General features: G+C 64.3%; 25 protein-coding genes. 16 read left to right on the top strand and 9 right to left on the bottom strand.

Annotation, left to right across the window (positions count from 1 at the left end):
- The first annotated feature begins 86 nt into the window (after positions 1-86).
- Positions 87-2,288: a peptidyl-dipeptidase Dcp gene (dcp, locus tag AC1DYM_RS10440; RefSeq protein ID WP_477338008.1), complete on the top strand. Its 2,202-nt coding sequence runs from the start codon at positions 87-89 to the stop codon at positions 2,286-2,288.
- 55 nt (positions 2,289-2,343) lie between these two features.
- Here the strand turns inward: dcp and AC1DYM_RS10445 are convergent, their stop codons facing one another.
- From AC1DYM_RS10445 to putA, 3 genes are all read right to left on the bottom strand, one after another.
- Positions 2,344-2,844 carry a hypothetical protein gene (locus AC1DYM_RS10445; protein WP_477338010.1) on the bottom strand — a complete coding sequence of 167 codons (501 nt, stop codon included), beginning with the start codon at positions 2,842-2,844 and terminating at the stop codon, positions 2,344-2,346.
- Between the two features lie 236 nt (positions 2,845-3,080).
- Positions 3,081-4,016, bottom strand: coding sequence for a 2OG-Fe(II) oxygenase (locus AC1DYM_RS10450; protein ID WP_477338012.1), 936 nt, complete (start codon positions 4,014-4,016; stop codon positions 3,081-3,083).
- Between the two features lie 125 nt (positions 4,017-4,141).
- Positions 4,142-7,312: a bifunctional proline dehydrogenase/L-glutamate gamma-semialdehyde dehydrogenase PutA gene (gene putA / locus AC1DYM_RS10455; RefSeq protein WP_477338014.1), complete on the bottom strand. Its 3,171-nt coding sequence runs from the start codon at positions 7,310-7,312 to the stop codon at positions 4,142-4,144.
- 134 nt (positions 7,313-7,446) lie between these two features.
- On the opposite strand from putA, the gene AC1DYM_RS10460 reads away from it, so the two are divergent.
- Genes AC1DYM_RS10460 through AC1DYM_RS10480 form a run of 5 tightly spaced genes read left to right on the top strand, consistent with a single transcriptional unit; the run spans position 7,447 to position 11,553 of the window.
- Entirely contained in the window at positions 7,447-7,929 is a 483-nt protein-coding gene (locus AC1DYM_RS10460; protein ID WP_181016751.1) for a DUF2244 domain-containing protein, read from the top strand.
- Positions 7,930-7,949: 20 nt separating this feature from the next.
- The gene (gene coxB, locus AC1DYM_RS10465; RefSeq protein ID WP_477338016.1) at positions 7,950-8,849 is read left to right on the top strand and encodes a cytochrome c oxidase subunit II; all 900 of its coding nucleotides are present in this window, start codon (positions 7,950-7,952) and stop codon (positions 8,847-8,849) included.
- A 32-nt stretch (positions 8,850-8,881) separates the two neighbouring features.
- Complete coding sequence (ctaD, locus tag AC1DYM_RS10470) at positions 8,882-10,495, top strand: cytochrome c oxidase subunit I (RefSeq protein WP_046967929.1); 1,614 nt, start codon at positions 8,882-8,884, stop codon at positions 10,493-10,495.
- A 3-nt stretch (positions 10,496-10,498) separates the two neighbouring features.
- Positions 10,499-10,624, top strand: coding sequence for a hypothetical protein (locus tag AC1DYM_RS10475; protein WP_477338018.1), 126 nt, complete (start codon positions 10,499-10,501; stop codon positions 10,622-10,624).
- A 35-nt stretch (positions 10,625-10,659) separates the two neighbouring features.
- Positions 10,660-11,553, top strand: a complete 894-nt coding sequence (locus tag AC1DYM_RS10480; protein ID WP_477338020.1) for a cytochrome c oxidase subunit 3 — start codon at positions 10,660-10,662, stop codon at positions 11,551-11,553.
- A gap of 100 nt (positions 11,554-11,653) precedes the next feature.
- Here AC1DYM_RS10480 and AC1DYM_RS10485 read toward each other — a convergent pair whose 3' ends face one another.
- Positions 11,654-12,052, bottom strand: a complete 399-nt coding sequence (locus tag AC1DYM_RS10485) for a hypothetical protein (RefSeq protein ID WP_477338022.1) — start codon at positions 12,050-12,052, stop codon at positions 11,654-11,656.
- A gap of 163 nt (positions 12,053-12,215) precedes the next feature.
- On the opposite strand from AC1DYM_RS10485, the gene AC1DYM_RS10490 reads away from it, so the two are divergent.
- On the top strand, positions 12,216-13,712 hold the full coding sequence (locus AC1DYM_RS10490; protein WP_477338024.1) for a Fic family protein: 1,497 nt from the start codon (positions 12,216-12,218) through the stop codon (positions 13,710-13,712).
- 75 nt (positions 13,713-13,787) lie between these two features.
- Here the strand turns inward: AC1DYM_RS10490 and AC1DYM_RS10495 are convergent, their stop codons facing one another.
- Positions 13,788-14,006, bottom strand: coding sequence for a twin transmembrane helix small protein (locus AC1DYM_RS10495; RefSeq protein WP_036139356.1), 219 nt, complete (start codon positions 14,004-14,006; stop codon positions 13,788-13,790).
- A 59-nt stretch (positions 14,007-14,065) separates the two neighbouring features.
- Between AC1DYM_RS10495 and AC1DYM_RS10500 the strand changes: the two genes are divergently transcribed.
- The 4 genes from AC1DYM_RS10500 to cyoE are packed head-to-tail and all read left to right on the top strand — an operon-like array spanning position 14,066 to position 17,425.
- The gene (locus tag AC1DYM_RS10500; protein WP_477338026.1) at positions 14,066-14,797 is read left to right on the top strand and encodes an SURF1 family protein; all 732 of its coding nucleotides are present in this window, start codon (positions 14,066-14,068) and stop codon (positions 14,795-14,797) included.
- Entirely contained in the window at positions 14,794-15,360 is a 567-nt protein-coding gene (locus AC1DYM_RS10505) for a hypothetical protein (protein ID WP_477338028.1), read from the top strand. The genes AC1DYM_RS10500 and AC1DYM_RS10505 overlap by 4 nt, the downstream gene beginning before the upstream one ends.
- Positions 15,360-16,511 (top strand): COX15/CtaA family protein, encoded by a 1,152-nt coding sequence (locus tag AC1DYM_RS10510; protein WP_477338030.1) that lies wholly within the window; start codon positions 15,360-15,362, stop codon positions 16,509-16,511. Before AC1DYM_RS10505 ends, AC1DYM_RS10510 begins: the two co-directional genes overlap by 1 nt.
- The gene (gene cyoE / locus AC1DYM_RS10515) at positions 16,508-17,425 is read left to right on the top strand and encodes a heme o synthase (protein WP_477338032.1); all 918 of its coding nucleotides are present in this window, start codon (positions 16,508-16,510) and stop codon (positions 17,423-17,425) included. Before AC1DYM_RS10510 ends, cyoE begins: the two co-directional genes overlap by 4 nt.
- Before the next feature lie 66 nt (positions 17,426-17,491).
- Here the strand turns inward: cyoE and AC1DYM_RS10520 are convergent, their stop codons facing one another.
- Together AC1DYM_RS10520 and hemH are read right to left on the bottom strand one after the other, a co-directional pair.
- Positions 17,492-18,328, bottom strand: coding sequence for an alpha/beta fold hydrolase (locus AC1DYM_RS10520; protein ID WP_477338034.1), 837 nt, complete (start codon positions 18,326-18,328; stop codon positions 17,492-17,494).
- Positions 18,321-19,442 carry a ferrochelatase gene (gene hemH / locus AC1DYM_RS10525; RefSeq protein WP_477338036.1) on the bottom strand — a complete coding sequence of 374 codons (1,122 nt, stop codon included), beginning with the start codon at positions 19,440-19,442 and terminating at the stop codon, positions 18,321-18,323. The genes AC1DYM_RS10520 and hemH overlap by 8 nt, the downstream gene beginning before the upstream one ends.
- Positions 19,443-19,527: 85 nt before the next feature.
- Between hemH and AC1DYM_RS10530 the strand changes: the two genes are divergently transcribed.
- The 5 genes from AC1DYM_RS10530 (at position 19,528) to AC1DYM_RS10550 (ending at position 22,350) form a co-directional block, all read left to right on the top strand.
- Positions 19,528-20,220, top strand: coding sequence for a lipid-binding SYLF domain-containing protein (locus AC1DYM_RS10530; RefSeq protein ID WP_477338038.1), 693 nt, complete (start codon positions 19,528-19,530; stop codon positions 20,218-20,220).
- Positions 20,221-20,295: 75 nt separating this feature from the next.
- The gene (gene tatA / locus AC1DYM_RS10535; protein ID WP_477338040.1) at positions 20,296-20,541 is read left to right on the top strand and encodes a twin-arginine translocase TatA/TatE family subunit; all 246 of its coding nucleotides are present in this window, start codon (positions 20,296-20,298) and stop codon (positions 20,539-20,541) included.
- A gap of 13 nt (positions 20,542-20,554) precedes the next feature.
- Positions 20,555-20,968, top strand: coding sequence for a Sec-independent protein translocase protein TatB (gene tatB, locus AC1DYM_RS10540; RefSeq protein ID WP_477338042.1), 414 nt, complete (start codon positions 20,555-20,557; stop codon positions 20,966-20,968).
- Positions 20,955-21,713, top strand: coding sequence for a twin-arginine translocase subunit TatC (gene tatC, locus AC1DYM_RS10545; protein WP_046967940.1), 759 nt, complete (start codon positions 20,955-20,957; stop codon positions 21,711-21,713). The genes tatB and tatC overlap by 14 nt, the downstream gene beginning before the upstream one ends.
- Positions 21,714-21,717: 4 nt before the next feature.
- The gene (locus AC1DYM_RS10550) at positions 21,718-22,350 is read left to right on the top strand and encodes a hypothetical protein (RefSeq protein WP_477338043.1); all 633 of its coding nucleotides are present in this window, start codon (positions 21,718-21,720) and stop codon (positions 22,348-22,350) included.
- A 4-nt stretch (positions 22,351-22,354) separates the two neighbouring features.
- On the opposite strand, the gene AC1DYM_RS10555 is transcribed toward AC1DYM_RS10550, so the two are convergent.
- Positions 22,355-23,710 (bottom strand): S41 family peptidase, encoded by a 1,356-nt coding sequence (locus tag AC1DYM_RS10555; protein ID WP_477338045.1) that lies wholly within the window; start codon positions 23,708-23,710, stop codon positions 22,355-22,357.
- Between the two features lie 14 nt (positions 23,711-23,724).
- Complete coding sequence (locus tag AC1DYM_RS10560; protein WP_477338047.1) at positions 23,725-24,897, bottom strand: murein hydrolase activator EnvC family protein; 1,173 nt, start codon at positions 24,895-24,897, stop codon at positions 23,725-23,727.
- Positions 24,898-25,121 lie beyond the last annotated feature (224 nt).

The following is a 25,121-nucleotide window of genomic DNA, read 5'->3' on the forward strand; positions in this document are numbered from 1 at the left end:
TTCCATCCCCTGACTGATGGCGGTTGTCCTCGGTGGCCTTGCGCCACTAGAGTCGATGCTTTGCCCACCGTCAGGGATTGTTGCCCATGCTGAAGGTCCGTAGCCTCGTGATCGCCACCTCGATCTCCCTCACTGCCGCCTGCTCGTCGTCGAACGACGCCGGAAAGGCTGCCGACCCCGCGCCGGCCAGCACCGCGCCCGCGCCGGCGGCGACCGCGACCGCGGCAGCGTCTGCCGCCGTCCCCGCGTCGCACGTGAATCCGCTGCTGACAGCGAGCGAGCTGCCGTTCCAGGCGCCGCCGTTCGACAAGATCGTGGATGCCGACTTCCAGCCGGCGATCGAAGAGGGCATGAAGCAGCAGCTGGCCGAGGTCGAGGCCATTGCGAACGCGACGGACGAGCCGACCTTCGACAACACCATCGTCGCCCTCGAGAAGTCGGGCGTCCTGCTCAAGCGCGCCGAGAACGTGTTCAGCGCGCTTACCGGCGCCAACACGAACGACACGCTGCAGAAGGTCGACGAGGACGAATCGCCGAAGCTCGCCGCGCACAGCGATGCGATTTACCTCAATGACAAGTTGTTCAAGCGCGTGGAAGCCCTCCACGACAAGCGCGATTCGCTCAAGCTCGATCCGGAATCCGCACGCCTGCTCCAGGTGACCTACGACGACTTCGTCCATGCGGGCGCCAAGCTGTCCGAGGCCGACAAGACCAAGCTGAAGGACCTCAACAAGGAAGAGTCGACCCTCAGCACCAAGTTCACCAACGTGCTGCTCGCCGCGACCAAGGCCGGTGCCCTGGTGGTCGACGACAAGAAATTGCTCGATGGCATGTCCGACGCCGACGTCGAAGCCGCCAGCGCGGCGGCGAAGGATCGCAAGCTCGATGGCAAGTATGTCGTCACGCTGCAGAACACCACGCAGCAGCCCGCGCTGCAGGGCATGAACGACCGCGACACCCGCGAGAAGCTGTTCAAGGCCTCGTTCGACCGGGCCGAGCACGGCGACGCCAACGACACGCGCGAGATCATCACGCGCATCGCACAGGTTCGCGCCGACCGCGCGAAGCTGCTTGGCTTCCCGAACTACGCCGCCTGGAAACTCGACGACCAGATGGCGAAGACGCCGGCCGCCGCCGAGAAATTCATGGAACGCCTCGCGCCCGCTGCCGTCGCCCGCGCCACAGCGGAGTCGAAGGACATCCAGCAGGTGATCGACCAGGAGAAGGGTGGCTTCCAGGTCCAGGCATGGGACTGGGACCATTACGCCGAGAAGGTCCGCAAGGCCAAGTACGACCTCGACGAGGCGCAGATCAAGCCGTATTTCGAGCTGGATAACGTCCTGCAGAACGGTGTCTTCTATGCGGCCAACCAGCTGTACGGGCTGACCTTCAAGGAGCGCAAGGACATCCCGGTGTACCAGCCGGACGTGCGCGTGTTCGAGGTGTTCGACAAGGACGGCACGTCCATGGCGCTGTTCTATTGCGACTACTTCAAGCGCGATAACAAGAACGGCGGCGCGTGGATGAGCAACTTCGTCGACCAGTCGAAGCTGTTCGGCCTCAAGCCGGTGGTCTACAACGTCGCCAACTTCACCAAGCCGGCCGCCGGCCAACCGGCCCTGCTCTCGTTCGACGACGTCACCACGATGTTCCATGAATTCGGCCACGCCTTGCACGGCATGTTCGCCGCCTCGCAGTATCCGTCGCTGTCCGGCACCAACACGGCGCGCGACTTCGTGGAATTCCCGTCACAGTTCAACGAGCAGTGGGCCTCCGATCCGAAGGTCTTCGCCAACTACGCCAAGCATTACCAGACTGGTGCGCCGATGCCGGAAGAACTGGTTGGCAAGATCAAGAAGGCGAAGAGCTTCAACCAGGGCTACGCGATGAGCGAGCTCATCTCGGCCGCGTTGCTCGATATGCAGTGGCACATGATCGCGCCGGGTGCACCGAAGCAGGACGTCGATGCCTTTGAAACGAATGCGCTGAAGAAGGCCGGCTTCACGCTCGCCCAGGTACCCCCGCGTTACCGCTCGAGCTATTTCCAGCATATCTGGGGTAACGGCTACGCCGCCGGTTACTACGCCTACCTGTGGACGCAGATGCTCGATTCCGATGCGTTCGAGTGGTTCAAGGAGCACGGTGGCCTGACTCGTGAGAACGGGCAGATCTTCCGCGACAAGATCCTCTCGCGCGGTAACACCGAGGAGCTCGGCAAGCTCTACCGCGATTTCCGCGGCAAGGATCCGAGCATCGAGCCGATGCTCAAGGATCGCGGGCTGAAGTAAGCCCCGCGGGTCTGGCGACAACGAAGAAGGGCGGCCTCAGGGCCGCCCTTCTTCGTCACGGCGTCAGGTGGATTCGCGAAATCTGCAGCAGGCCGCCGCGCCAGAGGATGCCCTGCACTTCGTTGAGCGGGTCGGCATGGTAGTCGAGTGTCATCGAGAACCCTCCGGCGTCGCTGCGCATCCTGAGCAAAGGCTGGCAGATATTGAACGAGTGAAGTTCGCCGAGGCATGGCGATCGCTCACTGGGCGATCTGAGGTATGTGATGCGGGCATCCGCCGCGCCGTTGGGGATACGGATGTCGCAACGCACGTGGCAATAGGCATGGCGAAAGATCAGTCGGCACTCGTTGTTCTTTCCCCGCGTGCCGGTCACCACACAGCCGTGATCGGTCGGCTCGATGATCACATCGGCGTTGGCCGCCACGACCATCGTCTCCCGCAGCTCGAGCATGTCACCGGCTTTCACCGTGCCGGGAGGGGCGTCCTGGAACGATTCCTCCATGGCCTGGGTTGCCAGGGCGCCTACTTCGGTGCGGCCGTCGCGCTGGGTCGTCATGAAGGCTTGCAGGCGTGCGTTGTTCCACGCCGGTCGTGGGGAAAGCGGCTTGCCGTGTACGGAAGCAGGCGCGGGTTCGGATCGAACAGCGGGYGACGCCGGTATAGCGGACATCTGCAACATCATGTCGCGGCCCTCCAGGATGGATGGGCGCCGGGTTCCGGCCGGCGCGATGTCCTGACAGRAAGCAACGAAACGGCCTCCTTCCGCAATATAACTTTCGTTGTAGGCGCGGCTCAGCCCAGCTTCGTCGCGCTACGGCGGTAACGCATGTAGAGGCGCTTCATCAGGTACAGCACGTGGCCGCCGAAGCCCTTGTCCTGGGCCTGAAGCAGCTTGCTGTTTTCTTCATAGAGCATCTTCATCTGCCCATCTCGCGAGGCGATCAGTTCGCGCAGGACGGCCACGTCGGCGTCGGTCAGCGCGTGTCCTGCGGTCATGTGCTCCGGCAATTGCCGGTTCACGTAGTGCGTCGTATGACGGGGCGCGGTTTCCTCGACGGGCCGTTCCCTAGTGTAGAAATAGAGCGCGATCGACTTTCGCGAAAGCCCAGGGCGATCGGGGGGGAAGGTGATTGCGTCGAAGCCATGCCAGCTCGTTTCGGTCGTCTCGAAGATGACGCAGCGATTGAGCAGCGGCGCGATGCGTGCCGATGGTTTCGGGTCGGCATACGGGTCGCGGTAAAGATCGAGCAGTCCGCCCCAGCGATCGTCCCATTCGGGATTCAGATACACGATGAGATTCAGGCGTCGGTGCCAGCGCTCACTGGGGTGGTAGTTGAAATCGATGTGCGGTCGGAGCGGCTGCCCGTTCCGGTTTTCGTGCGTGCCGCCACCCAGGTAGAACGGGTCGTACAGGAGTCCGTCGATGCCCGTGACCTGTCCGAGGTAAGCGAGGAACGCCGGTGACTGGATGACGTCATCCAGCTGTCGGTAAGCCGGACCGAGTTGCGGCATGCTGTCGACGGTCGACTTTCCGCCCGGACGTCCGTCATCGCCGATGAAGTTGCCGCGCTCGAAGGCCGGAAACTCCTGCCGTAGTTGCTCGATGACGGCCGGCTGCAGGAAATCGTCGATGACGAGGTGGCGGAAGGGACGCGCGCTGGCGAACGCTTCAGCGTGCCGGGCGACGTCGCGACGCACGGCATCGCTGATGATGGCTTCATGGCTCATGGGTGGTGTTCCTGCCCTGGATATCCGCAGGATCTTAGAGCAAGACCGCAGGTTCGGATAAGTCTCCAGCAAGAAAAAAGCCGCGCATCCTTCGATGCGCGGCTTTCATCGCACCAACGGCGGATTTACTCGCCRATCGTCAGCAGCGACGCATTGCCGCCGGCCGCCGTGGTGTTGATCGTGAGCGTGCGCTCGCCGGCGAAGCGGAGCAGGTAGTGCGGGCCGCCGGCCTTCGGGCCAGTGCCAGAGAGGCCTTCGCCGCCGAACGGCTGCACGCCGACCACCGCGCCGATCTGGTTGCGGTTGACGTAGCAGTTGCCGACACGGGCGCGGCTCTGGATGTAGTCGATCGTGTCGTCGATGCGGCTGTGGATGCCCAGCGTGAGGCCGAAGCCGGTGCCGTTGATCTGCTCGACCACCTTGTCCAGTTCCGAGCCCTTCCAGCGGATCACGTGCAGCACCGGGCCGAACACCTCGCGGGTGAGTACGTCGAGCGACGGGATCTCGTAGGCGCGCGGGCCGAAGAACGTACCGTTGGCGGTGGCGTCGTTGAGCGGAACTTCGCCGATCTTCTTCGCTTCCTTGTCCATGCGCGCGGCATGATCGACGAGGATCTGCAGCGCGTCGTTGTCGATCACCGGGCCGACATCGGTCGAGAGCAGGCCGGGGTCGCCGATCTTCAGCTCGGCCATGGCGCCGGCGAGCATCGCGGTGACCTTGTCGGCGATGTCTTCCTGCACGAACAGCACGCGGGCTGCCGAGCAGCGCTGGCCAGCGGACTGGAAGGCCGAGGCGATCACGTCCTTGACGATCTGCTCCGGCAGGGCCGACGAGTCGGCGATCATCGCGTTCTGGCCGCCGGTCTCGGCGATCAGCGCGGCGATCGGCGCGTTACGTGCGGCCAGTGCACGGTTGATCGCCCAGGCGGTATCGGTCGAGCCGGTGAAGGCCACGCCGGCCACGCGCGGGTCGCGGGTGAGCGCGGCACCGACGGTGGCGCCATCGCCCGGCATGTACTGCAGGACGTCGGTCGGCACGCCGGCGGCGTGCAGCAGCTTGACCGCGGCGTAGCCGATCAGTGCGGTCTGCTCGGCCGGCTTCGCGATGACGGCGTTACCGGCAGCGAGCGCCGCGGCGACCTGGCCGAGGAAGATCGCCAGCGGGAAGTTCCACGGGCTGATGCAGACGAACACACCACGGCCGTTGAGGAACAGCTGGTTGCTCTCGCCCGTGGGGCCGGGCAGCTGTTCCGGCTGGCCGAACAGGCGGCGCGCCATGGTCGCGTAGTAACGCAGGAAGTCGGCGGCCTCGCGGATCTCGGCGATGGCATCGGGCAGGCTCTTGCCGGCTTCGCGCACGCACAGCGCGATGAACTCGGCGCGGTTGTGCTCGAGCTGTTCGGCAGCGTGCTCGAGGATCGCGGCGCGGCTGGCGGCCGGCAGGCGGTCCCACGCAGGCTGGGCCTTTACCGCGGCGGACAGGGCGCGATCGACGAGGGCCGGATCGGTGTTCTCGACCGTGCCGACGATGCGGCGACGGTCCGACGGATCGGTCACTTCGACCTTGGTGCCGGCCGTGGCGCCACCGGCGACCAGCGGGGCGGCGGTCCACGGACCACTGTGACGGTTGACGGCGTCGGCGAGCTCGTGGAGCTCGTTGTCGTTAGCGAAGTTCATGCCCATGGAGTTCTTCCGAAGTTCACCGTACAGATTGACCGGCAGGGGGATGCGGGGATGGGGAATGGAAGCGAAGGCGCGCACCGTCTCGCACGGATCGGCGACGAGGTCGCGCACAGGCACGCTCTCGTCGACCACGCGGTTGACGAAACTGGTGTTGGCGCCGTTCTCGAGCAGGCGACGCACGAGGTAGGGCAGGAGGTCTTCATGCGTACCGACCGGCGCGTAGACGCGGCAGGGTACGTTGAGCTTGTCCTTGCCGATCACCTCGGCATACAGATCCGCACCCATGCCGTGCAGGCGCTGGTTCTCGTACGGACGACCCTGGGCCAGGTGGTTGATCGCGGCGATCGTGTGCGCGTTGTGCGTGGCGAACTGCGGATAGACCGCATCGCCACCGGCCGCGAAGAGCCGGCGCGCGCAGGCGAGATAGGAAACGTCGGTGTTCGGCTTGCGCGTATACACCGGATAACCCGTCAGGCCGTTTTCCTGCGAACGCTTGATCTCGGCGTCCCAGTAGGCGCCCTTGACCAGGCGCACGAACCAGCGGCGACCGGTGGCGCGGGCCTTCTCGGTCACCCAGTCGATGACGAAGGGCGCGCGCTTCTGGTACGCCTGGATCACGATACCGAGGCCGTTCCAGCCTTCCAGCGACGGGTGCTCGAAGACATCACCGATGATGTCGAGCGACAGCTCGAGGCGGTCGGTTTCCTCAGCGTCGACGGAAAGCGCGATACCGTTCTTGAAGGCAAGCTGCGAAAGTTCGAGCAGCTTGGCACCGAGCTCGATGCGCGCGCGGGCACGGTTGGCCACTTCATAGCGCGGATGGAGCGCCGAGAGCTTCACCGAGATCGACGGGGCTTCGAGGTTGTTCTTGAACGGACCACGCGCACCGAGCGCGTTGATCGCGTCACGATAATCCTGCTGGTAGCGTTCAGCCGTTTCCTGGGTGAGCGCCGACTCGCCGAGCATGTCGTACGAGTAGCGGTACACCGCGTGTTCCTTCTCGGCGGAACGGTCCAGCGCTTCCTTGATGGTCCGGCCCATGACGAACTGGTGGCCCATGATGCGCATGGCCTGGCGCACGGCAAGGCGTACGACCGGCTCGCCCGCGCGGCCGACCAGGCGGCGCAGGGCGGAGCTGAAGTCGTGGCGGGTCTCTTCGGCGAGGTTCACCAGGTGCCCGGTGAGCATCAGGCCCCAGGTCGACGCGTTGACGAAGAGCGACTCGCTCTGGCCAAGGTGCTTCTTCCAGTCGGCCTCGCCCAGCTTGTCGCGGATGAGCTTGTCCGCGGTGGCCTTGTCGGGGATACGCAGCAGCGCCTCGGCCACGCACATCAGCAGGACACCTTCCTCGGAGGAAAGGTCGTACTGACGCATGAAGGACTCGACCGCGCTCTGGTCCTTGGCCCGCGCGCGGACGCGCGTGACCAGGCCGGCGGCGACGTCGATGACGTGTTCGCGCTCGGTCGGCGGCAACGTGGCCTGGGCCAGCAGGTCGTTGACGGCCTCGGTTTCGTCGCGCAGCCAGGCGGCCGTGATACGCGCGCGTGCCGGCTCGGCGCCGGTCGGGAGTTCGGGACGGAGGATCGATGGGTTCACGGGGGGAGTGGGCGACATGGGGAGACCGGCCATTGTAGGGGACCTCGGGCCACCCCCGCCACGCCGCCTGCGACAACACGTCCCTTCCCAACCTTGCCGCTTCTTGACCAGCGCCCTATCATCCCTCGGGTTCCAGGCACGCTGGACTTTCCATGAACGTGCTTCGACCGACCGTCGCGGGTCAGCCGCGCGTGTTGTGGCTCAGGCCCAACCGTGCGCTGGACAAGCTTGGTCTGCGTCGACTGATCATGGGTCTGGCGGCGATAGCCCTGGCGACGGCGTCGTTCGGCGCGTGGCAGGGGAATGTCTTCGCTCCCGTGTTCGCCCTGATCGAAACCTTCGTCGTGGGGTTCGCGCTTGGCGCGGCCTGGAAGGCCGGCGACAGGGGTGAACGTATCGCCATCGGGCCGGATACGCTGGAGGTGAGGGTGGTGCCCGGTCGTCGGGTACGGCGCTTCCAGACGTATTGGGTCAGGGTGGGTCTGGCTCCGGGGGACGGACGCCAGCGTCTGTTGCTCAAGTCACACGGCAACGAGCTAGAAATCGGCGCCTTTCTCGGGGAAGAGGAACGGGTCGAGGTGTCAAGGAAACTCATGGTGCTGCTGGCCGAGGTCTCGACCCAGACGCGCAGGTAGGTTCATTAAAGGTGCAAGACATGACATCTGGCGGCATCGGACGATCGGTTTCAGCGTGGGCGGCAGGCGCGATGGCGCTGTTCGGTGGGGAGGCGTGGGCCAACCCCGTTGCCAACCAGCTGAACATGACCAAGGGTGTGAGCGAGTGGTCGCCCTATGCGATGCACATGGTTGCCCTGTGGGTCTGCGTGGTCATCGGCGTCCTTGTCTTCGGCGCCATGTTCATCGCGATGTTCCGCTTCCGGAAGTCGCGCGGCGCCGTCGCCGAGAAGTGGGCGCACAGCACCAAGCTGGAAATCGTCTGGACGGTCGTCCCCGTCATCATCCTGATCTTCCTGGCGAACCTCGCCACGGGTGGCCTGACCTCGTTCGCCGATACCACCGGCGCCGACATGACCATCAAGATCACCGGCTACCAGTGGAAGTGGCGCTACGACTACGTCGACTACAAGGGTAAGGGGGTCGACAAGGTCGGCTTCGTATCCAAGCTCGAAGAGTCCTCGGACCGCACCCGCCAGCTGAAGTCCAACCTCGATCCGGACAAGATCCAGGTCGACGGCTACAACACCTACCTGCTCGACGTCGACAAGCCCCTGGTGGTGCCGGTCGGGGTCAAGATTCGCTTCATCATCGTCGGTGGCGACGTCATCCACTCCTGGTGGGTGCCGGCACTGGGCTGGAAGATGGATGCGATCCCGGGCATCGCCAACGCGGCCTGGACCAAGATCAAGGAGCCCGGTGTCTACCGTGGCCAGTGCGCCGAGCTGTGCGGCCAGGACCACGGCTTCATGCCGATCGTCGTGAAGGCCGTGCCGAAGGCCGAATTCGAACAATGGCTGGCGACCCAGGAAAACGAGGCCACGCTCCAGAAGGCCGCGCAGACCGCCCAGAACGCTCCCGCCCCGGCCCCCCAGGGTTAACCGAAAAGTATTGCAGGTAGAGGTGCAGAGTTATGGCGCACGCAGCCACCCACGATCACCACGATCACCACGGAGCCCCGAAAGGGTTCTTCCAGCGATGGGTGATGTCCACGAATCACAAGGACATCGGCACGCTGTACCTGATCTTCTCGCTGACGATGTTCTTCATCGGCGGCGCCTTCGCGATGGTTATCCGCGCGGAGTTGTTCAAGCCGGGCATGCAGCTGGTGCAGCCGTATTTCTTCAATGAAATGACGACGATGCACGCGCTGGTGATGATTTTCGGCGCGATCATGCCGGCCTTCGTCGGCCTGGCGAACTGGATGGTTCCGCTCATGGTCGGCGCGCCGGACATGGCGCTGCCGCGCATGAACAACCTGTCGTTCTGGATCCTTCCGTTCGCCTTCTTCATGCTGCTGTCCACGCTGTTCATGCCGGGCGGCGGTCCTGCCGGCGGCTGGACGATGTACCCCCCGCTGTCGCTGCAGGGCGAGTCGGTGGCCTACGTGATCTTCGCGATCCACCTGATGGGCATCAGCTCGATCATGGGTGCGATCAACATCATCGCGACCATCCTCAACATGCGCGCGCCGGGCATGGACCTGCTGAAGATGCCGGTCTTCGTCTGGAGCTGGCTGATCACGGCGTTCCTGCTGATCGCGGTGATGCCGGTGCTGGCCGGTGCGGTCACCATGCTGCTGACCGACAAGTACTTCCATACCAACTTCTTCAACGCGGCCGGCGGCGGTGACCCGGTCCTGTTCCAGCACATCTTCTGGTTCTTCGGGCACCCCGAGGTCTACATCATGATCCTGCCGGCGTTCGGGATCATCTCGGAAATCATCCCGACCTTCGCCCGCAAGCCGATCTTCGGCTACCGCGCGATGGTGTTCGCGATCGCGTCCATCGCCTTCCTTTCCTTCATTGTCTGGGCCCACCACATGTTCGCCGTGGGCCTGCCGATGGGGGCGGAGATCTTCTTCATGTACGCGACGATGTTGATCGCGGTGCCCACGGGCGTGAAGGTCTTCAACTGGGTGTCGACGATGTGGGGCGGCTCGATGACCTTCGAGACCCCGATGCTGTTCTCGATCGCCTTCGTGATCCTGTTCACCATCGGCGGCTTCTCCGGCCTGATGCTGGCCCTAGCCCCGGCCGACTTCCAGTATCACGACACGTACTTCGTCGTGGCCCACTTCCACTACGTGCTGGTAACCGGCGCCGCGTTCTCGATCATGGCCGCCGCGTATTACTGGATCCCGAAGTGGTCGGGCCACATGTACAGCGAGACCTGGGGCAAGATCCATTTCTGGTCCAGCGTGATCTCGGTGAACGTGCTGTTCTTCCCGCAGCACTTCCTGGGATTGGCGGGCATGCCCCGACGCATCCCGGATTACAACGTCGCCTTCGCCAACTTCAACATGGTCAGCTCCATCGGCGGCTTCTGGTTCGGCGCCTCGCAGCTGATCTTCCTCGGCGTGATCATCCACTGCGTGTTCTTCTCGAAGAAGAAGGCGGCGGATCGCTCGTGGGAAGGGGCCAAGGGCCTGGAGTGGACCGTGCCGTCCCCGGCGCCGTTCCACACCTTTGACGTGCCGCCGGTCATCCATGACGACGAGCTCGCCCACGGCAACACGGACCACTGATCGATGCAGGACAAGACGGACATCGAAATGGCGGCGCGCCTCAAGCGCGCCCGCGTTACGGCACTCATCGCGGGCGGGTTCGCCGTGTCGGTGTTCCTTCTCTCGATCGTGCAGATGCTGAAGGTCTGAGCGGCTAAACCAAGCGACATCCACGGGAAACCACCATGGGTCACCAGCAACAAGACGTTTACTACGTACCGAGCAAGAGCTACTGGCCCATCGTGGCGGCGATCTCCATGTTCGTCACCGTGTACGGTGCCGCGCATTGGCTGAACTCGCAGCCCGGCGACAGCAGTGCCTTCGGCAAGCCGCTCTTCTGGATCGGCTTCGTCATGATCCTGGGCATGTTCTTCGGCTGGTTCCGCTCGGTGATCCGCGAATCGATGGCCGGCAACTACAACGGCCAGGTCGATCGCTCGTTCCGCATGGGCATGATGTGGTTCATCTTCTCCGAAGTGATGTTCTTCGGTGCGTTCTTCGGTGCGCTGTTCTACGCGCGCATCTTTTCGGTGCCCTGGCTGGGCGGCGAAGGCCACGGCGTGCTCACCCACCAGTTCGTCTGGCAGGGCTATGAGGCATCGTGGGGCGCGAACGGTGGCGGCGGCCCGCAGAAAATCGGCGGTTCGTTCCAGACCATCGCGGCCTGGGGCCTGCCCCTGCTGAACACGCTGATCCTGCTCTCGTCCGGCGTGACCATCACCATCGCGCACCATGCGCTGAAGGCCGGTCATCGCAAGGCGCTGCTGATCGGTCTCGGCGCCACCGTCCTGCTCGGCTGCCTGTTCCTCTGGTTCCAGGCCCACGAGTACGCCGAGGCGTACGAGCACTTCAACCTCACGCTCGGTAGCGGCGTCTACGGCGCCACGTTCTTCATGCTCACCGGCTTCCACGGCATGCACGTGACGCTGGGCACGATCATGCTGGCGATCATCTGGATCCGCTGCGCCAAGGGCCACTTCACCAAGGACGATCACTTCGGTTTCGAAGCCGTCGCCTGGTACTGGCATTTCGTCGACGTGGTGTGGCTGGCGCTGTTCCTGTTCGTTTACGTGCTTTGATTTGACGTAGGCGCGCTGCCATGTGCATCGAAGAACCCGCCGTGAGGCGGGTTTTTTTGTGACCTTCGCTGAAAATCGTTTGGCGACGAGAGCGATACTTCTACGACGCCGAATCATCCCTTATGAGCTGCCAGATCCCGGCGACGGCGAGCATCGCCTCAACGCACGCAATCCACACGCCGAAGGTCAGGCGTTGATACATCACGTGTGCCAGGGTCACATAGCCGACAAGGAATAGCGCGACGAACAAGGCGCAAGTGAAAGGTCGGCGATTCCTGGTCAGAAAGGCCCCGGCTGCCATCAGGGCGGTAGCGCCCCAGCCAGCGAGAAGCGAGGGCGAGGCTTGGTGGAATACCGTGAAGGCGGCCGCGAAGCGGCTCGGGAAGATACCGACCAGGCCTTCCAGCCCGGTCACGACGACCGTGACACCCAGCCAGCCGACAGGAATCAGCGCTAAAAACAGCGCTGTTGGCAGTGGCCTGGGCGTTGTTGTAGTCATCCCTGCTTTCCCCTTGTGGCTAGTCCACAGCACTCAATGCCGGATCACGCGATCGTCGGCAGTAAAAAAAAATCAGAGAAATGCCCTAAAAGTAAAAAAAAATGTGGCAAAGTAAAAAAAAGTGAGCCGATGTGGCCCTTTTGAACTTTTCCGCAGGCCTCCCATGAGCCGATTAGGTTACGCCTATCTGCACGCCTCTCTCGGTCTGACGGCCTTCGAACCCCGGCGTCCTGCGTTGGTGAAACCCGTCTCGAAACTGGTGGAGAACGCGGATCACCTGGCCGTGCCGGCTGCCGTCGTGGAACGCATGGAGCTCGACCAGGGCGGGACGCTAGCCCACATCTTGTTCGCCCTGAAGCACGAGGGCACGAATCTGGCCATCCTCATGGAGGCACTGACGCATCTTCCGGAAGAGGCGCTCGTCGCGGCTATGACGCGCACTCCGGGTAGTGTCTTCGTTCGAAAGGCCTGCTATCTCTGGGAGGCGGCCAATGGCCGGACATTGGACGCCGCGCCGGCTGCGAAGGGCGCCATGGTGGATCTCTTCGATCCGGCCCGTTATGTGACGATGGAAGGAGAGCGACACCCTAAGTGGCGCGTCCACTTCAACGGTCTGGGCTCTCTTCGTTATTGCGCCACCGTTGAGCGAACCGATGCCGTCGAAAAGGCCCTGGCGAGCGAGCTGATCGAGCGAATTCACCGGTATACCGACGATGTCGGAACCGCAGTCAGGGATCGGGCCCTTGAATGGGCTTACCTCGACGAGACACGCAGCAGCTTTGCGATCGAGCGGGAAACACCGAGCGAAGAAAAGCAGCGCGCCTTCGTGGCCCTTTTGCATTCGGCGCACAAGAAGCGGGATATCAGCGAAGACTATCTCGTCCAGCTGCAGACCACGGCCGTGACCAATCCGCTTGACCGTGCGTTGGGTTTTCGCGCGCAACAGAACTATCTGCAAGGGCCCCTCCGCGGGGCTTCGGGCGTGACCTATGTGCCGCCACCGCCCGCACTTTCAGGCGAATTGATGGACGAGTTGATGGCTTTCATCAACCGTGCTCCGGCGGCCCTTGATCCACTTGTCGTGGGTGCCGTGGCTTCGTTCGGATTCGTTTTCGTTCACCCCTTCATGGACGGCAACGGCAGACTTTCACGTTTCCTCGTTCACTACGCCCTGTGCCAGTCGGGTCGCATGGATAACGGGCTCATCCTCCCTGTTTCGATCGCCATGAAAGCCCATGAGGCTGATTACCTGTCCACCCTCCAGATCTTCTCAGTACCTGCGCGCGAACGTTGGCGCGTCGGCTGGATCGGCGAAGACGAGTACGACCTGCACTATGAGGGTAGTGCAGGGCACGAGCTCTACCGCTATTGGGATGCGACCCCGGCCGTCGAGTTCTGCTACCGGATGGCCGATCAGGCGCTGGAGGTCAACCTTCGCGAGAACACCGAGTTCATCCTCCGCTACGACCGGGTCGTTCGTGAAGTGGAGCGCCGCTACGATCTTCGCGGGAGCKATCTGGCTACGCTGGTGACCAGTGCCCTGACACAGAACGGTATCGTTTCAAAGCGCCGCCGCGATCAGTTCGCCGACCGCGTCCCGGCTGCCGTGTTCGACCTTATCGAAGAAGCGTCGAAGGCGGCTCTTGCGCCGACCGAATGATCCCGATTTCGATACTCCCTGAGCCCCCCACGGCACCAAATGCCGCAGCGCGCCTTGGCCCCCCGGCCATGCGCGTTAGAATTGACCGACCCCATGGGGATGCAGCCAGCCCATGAAGATGCCCAGCGCGACCATGGCGATGAGCAGCAACGACAGGCCGATGCGACGGGTAAGCGCCCATACCGTGCGTTTGCTCTGGCCTTTGTCGGTCATCATGAAGAACAGGGCCTGGCCGAGGTTGAAGAGCACAACCAACAGCAGAATCACCAGCGCGTACTTATAGATGGTTTCCACGTGACCCTTCCGCCCGATATCGACAATCCGAGTATAGCGGTGGCCGTGGGGCGTCTGGCATGAGCTTCTTGCGTCGTCCGACGTGGTTCGCTGTCGCACTCACCGTGGTGGGTGTGCTGGCCTTCGTGCGCTTGGGTGTCTGGCAGCTGGACCGCGCCGACGAGAAGGACGAACTGCTGCGGCGCTACGCCGCATCCGCTGCAGCGGCGGTGGAAGACTTCGGCATGATCGCCGATGCGCCGCCGGTGGATCGTTATCCCCGCGTGGCCCTGCATGGCCAGTTCGTGCCCGGCCACACCTATATCCTCGACGACCAGACCCATGCGGGGCAGGTCGGTATCCATGTCTACGTGCCGTTCTCCCCGCGCGGGCAGACGCCTTACGTGTTGGTGGACCTCGGCTTCCTTGCCAAAGAAGCTGGCGCCAACCCGCGCCTGCCGCCCTTGCCCCAGGGCGAAACGACGATCCGGGGGCTGTATGTGCCATCGCCGGGTGTCGGTGTCCGCCTGGGCGGTGACCGGTTGCCGGAGCAGCACGGTGCGGAGAAGTCGATGGTCTATGTCGACCTCAAGGAGATCGGCGCTGACGTCGGCCGTGCGCTGTATCCTCGCGTGCTGTTGCTCGACGCCGATCCGGCCAGTATCTATGCGCGCGACTGGACGCCCGGCTTCATGCCGCCGGCGCGGCACCGCGCCTATGCCTTTCAGTGGTTCACCTTCGCGCTCGCCGCGGTGGTGATCTTCGTCCTCCTGCATCGCCAGCGACGCCCGAAGCGGCCCGAGAATCCATGACCGATCCGAACGTCTCCACCAAGAACCTGCGCAGCAGCCGCCTCAAGCTGATCCTGATCATGCTGGTGTTCCTTGCGCCGATCATCGCCGCAGGCTTGCTCACGCTCAGTGGCTGGCAGCCCGAAGGCAAGGGCAACGGACGGCCGATCGTGCCCCAGCGCAGCGTCAACGACGTGCGTGTGGATGTCGACGGCAAGCCCTGGGTGTGGCGCGACAGCGAGCCGCGACTGACCCTGATCGCCCTGCCGGGGCCGGGCTGCGCCGATCATTGCCTGCAGACGCTGGCGCTGATGCGTAATGCGCGCATCGTGCTCAATGCCAACGCGGACCGTCTGCGCCTGCTCTATCTCGGCACGCCGCCGACCGCTCCCGGCGCCGATGGCGTGATGCCCAGCTGGAAGCTCGGCAGCGATACCGCCAATGCTTTCGGCGAGTTCCGTCCGACCGAACCGGATACGGTCTCCGCCGTGCTCATCGAGTCCAACGGCACGGCGCTTTCCTATTACCCCGCCGGGTTCGATCCGAGCGGCCTGCGCAAGGACATGCAGAAGGTGATTCGCTGATGACGCCGCGTGCCGTGAAAATCCTGCGTACCCTCGGATTGCTTGCTGCGCTGTTCGCCTTCTGTATCGTGATGTTCGGTGCCTTCGTGCGCCTGTCGAATGCCGGCCTGTCGTGCCCGGACTGGCCGACCTGCTATGGCAAGGCCACGTGGCCCGGCCACGCGCAGGACATTGCACAGGCCAACGAGGCCTTCCCCGATCGCCCCTACGAAACGCACAAGGCTTGGCGCGAACAGGTCCATCGCTTCCTCGCCGGCGGTCTTGGCTTCATGGTGCTGGCCATCGCACTGGTCTCCGCCTGGCGTCGACGCGTCGCGGTGATCGCCGTGTTGCTCGCTGCCGCGTTCGCGGTGGTCGGCGTGGTGATGTACATACGTGGCGAGCACGTGGTGTCTTCGTTCCTTTCGGCCTTGGCTATCGCGCTGCCCTTGATCGCTGCAGCGACGCTGGATCGACCGGGTGCCTGGAAAATCGGCGTCGTCGCACTGGCCGTGATCATCTTCCAGGCCATGCTCGGCATGTGGACGGTCACGCTGTTGCTGAAGCCGATCGTCGTGATGGGGCACCTGCTGGGTGGCCTTGCGACCTTCGGTCTGCTGGCCTGGGCGGCCCTGCGCTGGTGGCGTATCGGCACGCCCGACGATCGTTTCGCGGCACTGCGCGGGCCGGTCGCCATCGGTATCGTCGTGCTGGTCTGCCAGATCGCCTTGGGTGGCTGGACCAGCTCGAATTACGCGGCGCTCGCCTGCGGCACCGATTTCCCGAAGTGCCTGGGCCAATGGTGGCCGCAGACGGATTTCCCGCAAGCCTTCGTGCTCTGGCGTGGTATCGGCGTGAACTATGAGGGCGGTGTACTCGACATGGCCGCGCGCAGTTCCATCCAGCTTGCCCATCGCATCGGCGCGCTGGTGACGTTCTGCTATCTCGCCTGGTTGTCGCATAAGCTGGCGCGCGCGGGGCTGCGTCGGGCGGGTATCGCTATCGGCGTGGTCCTGGTCGCCCAAGTCCTGCTCGGCATCGGCAACGTCCATCTCGGCCTGCCACTGCCGGTGGCGACGGCGCACAATGGCGTGGCGGCGCTGCTTCTTTTCACCCTGCTCGTTGCCCTGGCCAGCACGCAGCGCCTGCCCGCGACCACGGAGTCACTGTGAGCATCCTCGGCCAATATTACGAACTGACCAAGCCGCGCGTCGTCGCGCTGCTGGTCTTCTGCGCCGTCATCGGCATGTTCCTCGCCGTGGACGCCTCCGGGCAGCGCGTGCTGCCGACATGGCATGCCGCGGTCTTCGGCACGCTTGGCATCTGGCTTGCCTCTGCCTCCGCCGCTGCGTTCAATCACCTGATCGACCAACGCATCGACAAGATCATGGCGCGCACGTCGCACCGGCCGCTTGCGACCGGTCAGCTGACGTCGATGCAGGTGTTCGTTTTCGCCATGACGCTGGGCATCGTGTCGATGCTGGTGCTGGTGTTCCTGGTGAACATACTCACCGCGGTGCTGACGTTCTTCTCGCTGATCGGCTACGCGGTGATCTACACGGCGTACCTCAAGCGGGCCACGCCGCAGAACATCGTGATCGGTGGTCTTGCTGGTGCCGCGCCGCCGATGCTCGGCTGGACGGCGGTGACCGGTTCACTGCATCCCTATGCGCTGCAATTGCTGCTTATCATTTTCGTGTGGACACCACCGCACTTCTGGGCGCTGGCGATCTTCCGCGTTGACGACTATTCGCGCGCTCAGGTGCCGATGCTGCCGGTGACACACGGTGTGGTCTACACCCGGTGGCACATCCTGTTCTATACGATCCTGCTCTGCGTGGTGACCCTGCTGCCGTTCTTTACCGGCATGAGTGGGCTCATCTACCTGTTCGGCGCGGTGATCCTCGGCGCGGGCTTCCTCTGGTATGCCATCCGCATGCTCAATCCGCCGGACGAGTTGTTCGCGATGAAGATGTTCAACTACTCCATCGTTTACCTGATGGTGTTGTTCGCCTTCCTGCTTGCCGACCATTGGCTGATCGATCCGATGGTGCAGCCGGCGTTTAGGTTGGATCCCGTCGTTTAGGGAATCGCCGATGAATCGGCTCCCACAAGAGCCGGCTTTTGGTAGGAGCCGATTCATCGGCGATTCCTACAGGGCCTTGTGCAACCAGTCCGCGACCGCCCCCGGATGTTCAAGGTGCAGATGATGCCCCCCATCCATGTGTTCCACCGCGATCTGGTCGACGCAGTCGATCCTCACCTGTAGCGCCTCGGGCTCCAGATACGGCGGATGCGGTCGCGCCAGCAACAGCGACGTCGGCGCCGCCAGCCCCAGCAAGAGCGACATCACCTGCGTTTCGGCCAGGCGGATCGCCGTGGGTTTCGAGAGGCGTGGGTCGCTGCGCCAGCTGTAACCGCCATCGACCTCGCGTAACCCGCGCTCGACGATATGCCGGGCCAGCGCGCTGTCCAGGCCGCTGGCCAGTGCGCGCGCGCGGGAGGCATCGTCGATGGAGGGGAAAACGCGAAGCGGCCGGCTACCTTCGTCCTTGATGGCCAGCGCATCGCGGAAGCGATCGAGCGTGCGCGATCCATCGTCGCCGAGGGGCCCGAGGCCTTCGATCAGGGCCAGGGCGCGGATCCGCTCGGGCGCGGCGATGGCGACCATGGTCGCGACACCTGCCCCGAGGGAGTGGCCGAGCAGATGAAAACGGGGCAGCGCCAACGAATCGACCGCCGCCAGCACGGCGCGGGTGTAGTCGACATGCTGGTAGATGGTTCCCGCCGGCAGGTGATCGGAATGACCGTGCCCGGGCAGGTCAAGCGCGATCACATGGAAGCGCTCGGCCAGCAGCGGTGCCAGCAGGGCGAAGCTCGCGGCGTTGTCCAGCCAGCCGTGGATCAGCAGCAGCGGCGGTGCATCGGGTTCGCCCCAGGTCAGGCCGGACAGTTCCAGTCCCGGAATGCCGATACGCAACTCACGCATCGTCGCGCACCTGGCGGGCGCGTTCGCGGCTGGCGGCAAGACGGCGAGCCGCCTCGGCGGCGTCGTAGTCTGCGGCGAACTCCGGCCAGCCCTGGGTATGCCGAAGCACGAGATCGGCGATCGTTCCGACGTGCGCGGGCGCGGCGTTGAGGCAGGGGATGTAGTTGAGCGTCTCGCCGCCGGCTTCCTTGAAGAAGTCGGCGTTCTGCATGGCGATTTCCTCGAGCGTTTCCAGGCAGTCGACGGCGAAACCCGGACTGATCACGTCGATCCGCTTGATCCCGCTCTTGCCAAAAACCTTCACGGTTTCATCGGTATACGGATGCAGCCAGCGTTCGCGACCGACGCGGGACTGGAAGCTGAGCGGCGCCTCGTCTTCGGACAGGCCTAGCGCCTCGCGTAACAGGCGCGCTGTGGCGTGACACTGGCAGAAGTAGGGGTCGCCGTTTCGCACGTAGCGTTCGGGAATGCCATGGAAGCTCATGAGCAACTTTTCACCGCGACCGCTCTGTTCCCAGTGCGCGCGCACGCTATCGGCCAGCGCTGCGATATACCCGGGTTCGGCGTGATAGTCGTTGATCTGGCGCAGCTCCGGGGGCCAACGCAAGCCTTTAACCGCGTCGGCGACGGCATCGAAGACACTGCCGGTCGACGTCGCCGAGTACTGCGGGTAGAGCGGCAGCACGAGCAGTCGGCGAACACCCTCGCGTTGCAGTTGCGCAATCGTTTCGGCAACGGCGGGTCTGCCGTAGCGCATGGCGAGCGCCACGCGGATCGGGCCCGATCGCCGCCGGCCCAGTTCCGCCTGCAAGGCGGCGGCGAGGGCTTCGCTGCCGACCCGCAGGGGCGAGCCCTGCTCCGTCCAGATGCGCGCATACGCATGTGCTGAACGCTTCGGGCGCACGCGCAGGATCACGCCATGCAGGATGGCCAGCCAGAGCAGGCGGGGGTATTCGATGACACGCGGGTCGCCGAGGAACTCGGCGAGATAGGGCCGGACGGCAGCAGCCGTGGGCGCTTCAGGTGTACCGAGATTAACCAGCAACACACCGACCTGGGGCAGCGTGTCGTGGGAATACCCGGCAAGGCCGGTATAGTTTGGCGTACCTGGCATCGGCGTCGGGCACTCGCGGGAATTCCCGCAGTCTGCCATAGCACGGTGTCACGCCGAAGCCGTCATGTATGAAAGGAGCCACGCGATGACCCCACGTCTTTCCCGCCTGCTTGCCCTGGGACTTCTTGCCTTGCTGCCGATATCGGCGGTCCAGGCCGCGGATCCACCGAAGGAGCAGGCCGAGAACGCGGTTCGCGTGCTCAAGGAAATCATGGACGACGCGCCGGATAAGCAACTCCCGGCGGACCTGCTCAAGAACGCCAGGGCGATCGCGGTGCTGCCTGACATGGTCAAGGGCGGTTTCGTCTTCTCGGGCGCCAAGGGCGAGGGTCTGATCTCGATCAAGAGCCCCGACGGCACCTGGTCCAATCCCAACTTCATCTCCATGGCGGGTGCCGGCGTCGGGTTCCAGATCGGTATCCAGTCAGCCGACGTGATCCTGGTCTTCCGCACCGACCGGGGCGTGCAGGGCATCATCGACGGCAAGTTCACCCTGGGCGCCAACGCCTCCGCCGCCGCCGGCCCGGTGGGACGCTCCGCCACGGCGGCCACCGACGGCCAGCTCAAGGCCGAGATCTACACCTACTCCCGCGCCCGGGGTCTGTTCGCCGGCGTGGCGCTGGATGGCACCCATTTCAGCATCGACGACGATACGAACAAGCAGGTGTACGGCCCGGGCATCACGCCCCGCCGCATCTTCGAGACAGGCGGTATAACCAACGCTCCGGCATACGTGGTCAATTTCCGCGATACGCTGGAGGAGTACACTAACCGCTGAATCTGAACCATCCGGCGTCGCGCAAGGGCGCCGGTCCGTCCTATCGGTGCCCTGGCGGGCGCCTGCGAGGTTTACATGAGCATTACCCATATCGTCCTCCTGCTGCTCGTCGTCGTGCTGATCTTCGGCACGAAGAAGCTGCGCAACATCGGCTCGGACCTGGGCGGTGCCATGCGCGACTTCAAGAAGGGAATGGACGGTGACGAGGAGGCCAAGGCCGCCCGTGACCGCGAAGAGAAGCTGCGCGCCGATCCCCCGGTAACGGGCCAGGTGCCGCCGGTCCACACCGAATCCACCGAGCCGCGCGACCGCGCTCCGTGATCCTGGCGGCGCCATGATCGAGATCAGCTTCGGTAAATTGCTGCTGCTCGCGGTAGTGGCGCTCATCGTGCTCGGCCCTGAGAAGCTCCCCCATGCCGCCCGCACCGCGGGCGCCTTGCTCCGGCGCATGCGCAATGGCTGGGACAACGTGAAGGCCGAGGTCGAGCGCGAGATCCAGGCCGAGGAGATCAAGCGGACGCTACGTGAGACGGCGGAAAGCGCACGCTCCGCCCACGACAGCGTGCGCGACGAGATCCGCGGCGCCGGCCAGGACATCCGTGACACCGGCGATCGCGTCCGCGACACCTTTACCGACACACAGGTGGCGCGCGTCGAAGGCCGGGAACCCGACCCGGCACGCGACATGCTGCCGCTGGCCCACGGCGTGACCACGCCGCCCACGGATGAGACGCATGACCCCAAGTGACCCCCGTCCGTCCGCCGACGACGCGATCGAAGAGGGCCTGTTTTCCCACCTGATCGAACTACGCTCCCGGCTCCTTCGCGCCGTGGTCGTGCTCCTGCTGGTGCTCCTGGCCCTGGTCCCCGTGGCCAACCATCTTTACGCGGAACTGGCGAAGCCGCTGGTCGAACGCATGCCGCAGGGCGCGCACCTGATCGCGACCGAGGTGGCCAGCCCGTTCGTCACCCCGTTGAAGCTCGCCTTTTTCGTGGCGCTGTTCATCAGCATGCCGATGATCATCTACCAGCTGTGGGCCTTCGTCAGTCCCGGGCTGTACCGCCACGAGAAGCGGCTGGCGCGGCCCCTGCTGGTCGCCTCGCTGGTGCTGTTCTACGCCGGCTGCGCGTTCGCCTATTTCGTGGTGATGCCGGCGGCGTTCAAATTCCTCAACGCCGTCACGCCCGAAGGTGTGGCGATGATGACGGACATCACGCATTACCTCGATTTCGTCATGCTGATGTTCTTCGCCTTCGGACTCTGTTTCGAGGTGCCGGTGGCCGTGGTGATCCTGGCTGCCGTGGGTATCGTCGACGCGGAGAAACTCAGCAAGGGACGCGGCTACGCGATCGTCGGCGCCTTCGCCATTTCTGCTTTCATCACCCCGCCGGATTTGTTGTCCATGGTGATGTTGGCCGTGCCAATGTGCCTGCTTTACGAAGTGGGCCTGCTGTCGGTGCGCTTCCTGCTGAAACCACCCGAAAGGGAGTGATGTCATGGGCGCGTCGATCGGCTGGCTGGCGGTAAAGGGCAAGGATGCGGATGCCGTGTTGGGCGCCCTCGGCCTGGTTCGCAACGAACAGACCGAATCGCATCCGCGCCGCGGCTTCGCAATCACGCTCCCATCAGGCTGGTTCGTCGTGGTGACGCGTTTCGCCTCGCCGTTGATCGCCGAGGAATCGCTGCGTCCCCTGTCGCGTGGCTGCACCGTGATCACCTGCGAGCAGGACGACCAGCAGCTGGTCAGTACCGCCACGTGCTATGTGGATGGGTTGCGCACATGGCGCGTCGAACACGATGGCCAGCAGGACGACACGCGTCACCTCGCCTCGCAGGGATCGCTGCCTCGCGCCTTCGATGCCATCCACGCACGCATCGAGGCCCTGCAGGATCAGGCCGACGCGGAAGGCGAGGATGCCGACCACTTCTTTTTCCTGCCGCCCGAACTCGCCCACAGCGTGACGACGTTCGACGAAGCGCGGCCTGCGAGCGCTTACGGTGTCGCGGCATTCGAAGGATGGACGCCGGTCGAAGCGCTCAAGCCGGGGCGCAAGGCGACCTTGCCGTGGAGTGTCCGGCGGGCCATGGTGACGGCCCGCGCGGATCGGCCCTGGTGGAAGTTCTGGTGAGACCTTACTTGGTGGCGGGCTGACGATTCAGCGCCATGCCCTTGAGCACGTTGAGCGCCTGCGACAACGCGTAATCCTCGATCGCCAGCTTGCCATCGTCGTCACCTGAGCTCTTGTCGCCACCGGCCGATTTCTCATTGGCCAGGTGATTGCGAAGATCCGCTTCCGAGCCGATCAGCTGCGGTGCCGTATCGCTCTTGTTCACGGCGAGATCCGCCAGCGGGATATCCGGCTTGATGCCTTCGGCCTGGATCGAGGTGCCGTTGGGGGTGTAGTAACGCGCCGTGGTGATCTTGACGGCGTGGTCCTGATCCAGCGGCAGCACGGTCTGCACCACGCCCTTGCCAAAGGTGCGACGGCCCATGATCAGCGCGCGGTGGTTGTCCTTCAGTGCGCCGGAGACGATTTCGGCCGCGGACGCCGTGCCGTTGTCGGTGAGGATGATCATCGGCGCGCCCTTGAGCAGGTCGCCCGGGTGCGCTTCGAAGTTGAGGTTGGCGTCCTGCAGGCGGCCCTTCGTCGTGACGATGGTGCCGGTGTCGAGGAAGGCGTCGGCGACGGCGACGGCCGTGGTGAGCAGGCCGCCGGGATTCGAGCGCAGGTCGAGCACAGCCCCCTTCGGCGCGCCGTTCTTCTTGATGTAGTCGGTAAGTTTCTTGTCCATGTCCGTCGCCGTATCTTCCTGGAACTGGCTCAGGCGGATATACGCATAGCCCGGATCGAGCTGCCTCACCTTGACGCTGGTGACGGCGATACGCTCGCGCACCAATGGCATGTCGATCGGCTTGTCGGACTTTTCATGAAGAATGGTCAGGGTGATCTTGCTGCCCGGATCGCCGCGCAGTTTCTTGAAGGCTTCGTCGATGTTCTGGCCATCGATGACCATGCCGTCGACCTTGACGATCGTGTCGCCGGGTTTGATGCCGGCGCGCGAGGCGGGTGTGTCGTCGATCGGCGAGACGATCTTCAGCGAACCCTCCACCTGCAGCACCTCGATGCCGAGGCCGCCGTACTGGCCCGTGGTGTCCTCGTCGAGTTCATCGAGGCCTTCCTTGTCCAGGTACTCGCTGTGTGGATCCAGGTTTTCAAGCATGCCGCTGATCGCGGCCTTCATGATGGTCTTGTTGTCGAGTTTCTCGACGTAGGCCTGGCGAACGATCTGGTAGACCCGCGTGAAGTTGCGGATATCGTCGAGAGACACCTCGTCGTCGGCCTTTGCCGCGATGGCTGCTGCGGAACTCGACGACGCCGCAGGCGCGTCGGGCTGCTTCAGCGGTTTGTGCTGGGCCTGGGCGGCGGGAATCGCCACCGCGGTGCCGAGGGCCAGCGCGAGAGCGAAACGAAGGGGGTGCTGGCGCATGCCTGTCTCCGGGATCAATGCCGTTTACCGAGCCAGCCGCGCGCATCGATGGGTTTGCCACCCTGGCGCAGCTCGAAATAGGCGCCGTTGTCGCCGGCGGGCGCCGCGGCCGTGCCGACGGTTTCGCCGGCCTCGACCATGTCGCCCACGCCGCGCAGCAGCGTTTCGTTGTTGCCGTACATGCTCATGAAGCCGTTGCCGTGGTTCACGATGATCATCATGCCGTAGCCGCGCAGGAAGTTGGCGAAGACCACGCGGCCACGGGCCACGGCTTTCACTTCGCTGCCGCGTGCAGCGACGATGATGACGCCGCTGCCATACGCGTGTACCGGACCGTTGGTCGGCCAGGGCAGGTTGCCGCGAAGGTTGCCCAGCGGCGCCGACGGTGCCGTGCCCTTCGGCGCCGGGGCAGGCTCGGCAGCCTTGGCCGCCTCGTCGATCACCTTCTGCAGCTTGGCGACCAGGGCATTCATGTCCTGCTCGTTCTGCTTCAGGGCAGCGATGCGTTGCGCCTGGTCCTTGTATTTGGAGTCCGCTTCGGCCACCAGTTTCTGCTGCTCGCTGCGCTGCTTTTCCAGTTCGCCGGTGCGCTTTTCGCGTTCGGCCCGGGTTGCCTCGAGCTTGTCCTGTTCGGCGGTGATTGCGGTTTCGACCTCCTGCAGGCGGGAAAGATCCGCGAGCAGGCCGCGAATGCGCTCGACCCGGTTCTGCTGGAAGTAACGGGAATAGGCGAGGGCGCGCGAGATCCGGTTGACGTTCTCGTCGCCGAGGAGAATCTGCAGGTCGGAACCCCGGCCAAGGGTATACGTGGCGCGGAGCAGGTCACTCAGGGCGCCCTTCTGCTGGTCAAGTCCGGCCTGCATCCCTGCGCGTTGCTCGTTCAGTTGTGCCAGGTCGCGTTTGCGCGCCTCCAGCTCGGTGTCGGTCTCGCGGACTGCCTTGGCGGCCGTGGAGACCTGTTCGGCCTGCCTGGCCAGCGCCGCGTTCGCGCTGTCGCGCGAGTTGGCGGTGTCTCGCTGCTCCTTCGTCAGTCCCTCGATCTCCTTGCGGACACCGTCCAGCTTCTGCCGTGCCTCGTCCTGTTCGGACCGTGCCTTGGCGTCCTGCGCCGCGAAGGCGGGCGGGAAGGGAGCGGCAGCGGCGAGGGCAAGGGTAAGGACGAGGCGGAGGTTGGGGGATGGGCGCATCCCGCGATTATTACCTATCGGCCGCGTCAGCGGCGATTGGTCTCACACGAAACTATCGAGGCTGGTATGCCTCGCGAGCCGCGTGCCAGCCCGTTTCTTCCCACTGGTCTCGGCCGTTGCGTCGTAAGAATTCCGTTCGGTTTCCGTTTGGACGTCCGAACGCTTTGACGCAGCGCGACAAATATGACTAAAGTGGGCCGCAAGCTCCTTCGCGCGCACGTGAT

The organism is Luteibacter sp. P1_D3, assembly GCF_056406135.1.